The 3,016-nt window shown below is 28.8% G+C and carries 4 protein-coding genes and 1 pseudogene; all 5 read right to left on the minus strand.

Features of this window, described 5'->3' with window-relative positions; all coding sequences use genetic code 11:
• Window positions 1-507, minus strand: a 507-nt coding sequence (locus HMPREF3265_RS06440; RefSeq protein ID WP_070861185.1) for a hypothetical protein, incomplete at its 3' end; no start/stop codon positions are given.
• Window positions 508-516: 9 nt separating this feature from the next.
• Window positions 517-849, minus strand: a complete 333-nt coding sequence (locus HMPREF3265_RS06445) for a hypothetical protein (protein WP_053020710.1) — start codon at window positions 847-849, stop codon at window positions 517-519.
• Between the two features lie 374 nt (window positions 850-1,223).
• Entirely contained in the window at window positions 1,224-1,622 is a 399-nt protein-coding gene (locus HMPREF3265_RS12900) for a hypothetical protein (protein ID WP_053020709.1), read from the minus strand.
• A gap of 1 nt (window position 1,623) precedes the next feature.
• Window positions 1,624-2,145: a hypothetical protein gene (locus HMPREF3265_RS06455; RefSeq protein ID WP_070663248.1), complete on the minus strand. Its 522-nt coding sequence runs from the start codon at window positions 2,143-2,145 to the stop codon at window positions 1,624-1,626.
• Window positions 2,146-2,458: 313 nt separating this feature from the next.
• Window positions 2,459-3,016: pseudogene (locus HMPREF3265_RS06460) on the minus strand (hypothetical protein); the annotation flags it as partial.

Consider the following 3,016-nt stretch of genomic DNA (forward strand, 5'->3'; position numbering starts at 1 on the left):
TTGGTTAAGCGTCAACTTATGAGGATAAGTCTTTAATTTTTGATGCTTGTCATTTATATATGAATAATTGTTTTCTATACCTTTATTACGCTCATTTCTATTTGTTTGAATATATTTGTATAGTTCAATCTTAAAACGCTCTATCACATTCATATGAGCCTCTGAGTGTGTATTAACATAGTTTTTTATATACTTTTGTTCTTTAGTAGAGAAACGCCCTAGAACAGTATAAAAGGCGTTTAAATCTCTTTGACTTTTCCTTTTATACCATTCTAATTTCTGACGTTCTTCTAATATAGCGATTGCTAGATTTTCAACGGAATAACTCTCATAGTAAATACTTTCAGATACAATATCACTACATAAACTAGGTGTAGTTCGGTTATACATATCTTCTATATCACTTTCTATGAGTGCTATTCTTGATTGAATGTAGTAAGTATTAAATCTAGTGAACAATTCATAATCGCTAACTTTCTCTTGAATAATTTCAATCGCTGCACTCACTACATCACCTTAAATCTTAGTTTTCTTTAATGCCTCATATCGCTTCAAACTACCTTCGATATGACGCTCGATACTTCTTAAGGCTAATTCTTTCTGTTCCTCAGATTTAACCATGAAATAACCTCTTGCATCTTTTTTATAGCTGTATCCGATTGGATAACCATAATCAACTACTAAGCTATTAATCGTATTTCTTAACCATCTGTCGTTGTTTCTGTTAAATTCCATATTTAATTGATTAAATATATTTTGCTTAGTAATAATCTCGTGCTTAGTGTTGCGTAATACGTTTAATACTCTGATATGATCGTTCGTTAATTCTTTTTCAATTGTTATTGTCATTGTTTTATCCTCATTTCATCTTTAATGAGGAGGTAATATTTAGGCAATAAGTAAACAACAAATATTTAATCCAGACTTTTATTAAATATATAGAAGTCATTACTTCTATAACACTATTATACTAAATTTACACCTAAATAACAAACAAATGTTCTTATTTTAGTAACGTTTACATAACTTCTTAACATTCCATTTAACACTATAACTAAAGCGTTTATACTACTTTTCATGCAATTTCACACACTTTCCTTTACAGAACTAATGTTCGTTTTTTCACCTGAGATAAACCTAAAACCATTAACAAATCTTAACAATTACGATTTACATAAAAAAGCCATGCACCTATTAAAGTGCATGACCTATAATTTTATATATTAAATTGTTTGTTCGATATCTATATTTCCAACAATCTGATCTAATGCCCACTCTAATATTCCAATGATATGGCCTTTTCTATCAGTAGTATGATAATGTTCGCCATTTTCATCAGTCACGCTATAATGATATACGCTTTCTGTTTCTTTCATTACACTATCTAATGTTTCGTTCACTTCATTCAATAAGATAAATTCATTAGTATCAAATTCTAACATTTCAACAATTTCCCACGTTTTACGCTCAAAGAATATGAGTGCGAACTCTAAAAATGTTGTCTTATTCACTTGTTGCTGCGTAAGTATATTAAAATCTCTTACGCAATTATCTGTTTCATAAATTACACTTTCCATAAAACGAGCAATCTTAGTTAATTCTTTTAATTGTTTATTATTCATACTATACACGTTCCTTTCTTCTAATCATCAAGTTTTCGTTATCTTTTCCAATCTTACCGATACTTTCAAATTTATATCTTTCAAAATACTTAGTATTATCATCGCTCTCAGTCCATAAGCAAGACTCAAGATTAAGCTTTGTAGAAATTGCCAACACATCTTTTAGCAACATCTTGCCATGTCCTTTTTTAAGCGAATTCAAATTATCTATTTCAATGATCCAATCACTATTAAAATGTTGACTAAGTAACGTATTAGGCTTTCTAATATTAAATTTTATGAGTGCTTTGAAATTTTTAGTTATCAATGATATATCCCCACCAAAACAATAGAGATAATATTTTTTGTTTAATAAAATAACTTCTTGAATAAAGATTTTGTGAGCTTTAGTAGAATTAGTTAAAAGACTTATGATTAAACCTTTAGCCATATTATCTTGTTCTTTTTTCACATGCTGCTGAAATTTATTATTATTTATAAACAACTTAAACTGTTGGTGTCCTATTTCTGTAATTGTTGGCATACTTGACCTCCATATTAAATAATTGGGAACTATTACCCGTTAAGTCCCCATATCTATTTTTTATTGGGAACTGTTCAAACCCTTGATGTATATAGCTTTACTATACTTAGTTCCCGTTGTCCCCGTTAATTATTTTTTTATTGTTCTGTATTTTATAATCAATTACTCTAGTTATTTTTTTAATCATATATACTGTTTATATATAAGTGGGAACTCTGGGAACTATTAGACTTAAAGACTGATAATATAGTATTTATTGAGTTCCCATTTGTAACTTTTGAATGGGTACTCAACGGGAACCATTGGGAACTTATTAATAATCTGAATAAGGGTAGTTTAAACTTGAAAAGTCGAACCCTAGTTCTTTAACTATTTCATTTTTAATAGCAAAGCCTCTATGTTTAATATTTGAGTGACTAATTTTCATTTGTAGACGGTCTTTTTCATTTTTGACTAAATACCCTTTTTTATCCCATTGTTTTGTTATGGTATACATTTCATGACCTAATATATCTTTTACTGTATCGCCCAAAATACATAGGTAACCATGTTTATATACTGCTTTAATCTCGCCATTCCTTACTGGACTATATCCATCACCAGTTATGTTATTTCGGTGAGCGTCTAAATATTGCAGCATATCCTCAAGTGCTTGCTTAGGTTTATCTATTGTTTTGTTATTCTTTAACATATTTTCATATGCTTGGTTAATAATTTTATAGTAATCATGTTCAAAACCATCTATATCATTAAGAATTTCACCAGTAAGCTGTAATAAAGCGAAACACTTTCCAATACGTTGCATTACTTCATTCATACCTTTGTCATTAAAATATCTTAAATAACTTTCAAAACTGTTTTTATACTCATC

It is taken from the genome of Staphylococcus sp. HMSC62B09, assembly GCF_001839115.1.
GTDB lineage: Bacteria > Bacillota > Bacilli > Staphylococcales > Staphylococcaceae > Staphylococcus > Staphylococcus haemolyticus.

What these genes read in the sequence shown, in the direction of transcription:
- HMPREF3265_RS06445 (WP_053020710.1), bottom strand. Translation starts at nt 849, where the DNA reads ATGACAATAACAATTGAAAAAGAATTAACGAACGATCATATCAGAGTA.
- HMPREF3265_RS06455 (WP_070663248.1), bottom strand. Translation starts at nt 2,145, where the DNA reads ATGCCAACAATTACAGAAATAGGACACCAACAGTTTAAGTTGTTTATA.
- HMPREF3265_RS12900 (WP_053020709.1), bottom strand. Translation starts at nt 1,622, where the DNA reads ATGAATAATAAACAATTAAAAGAATTAACTAAGATTGCTCGTTTTATG.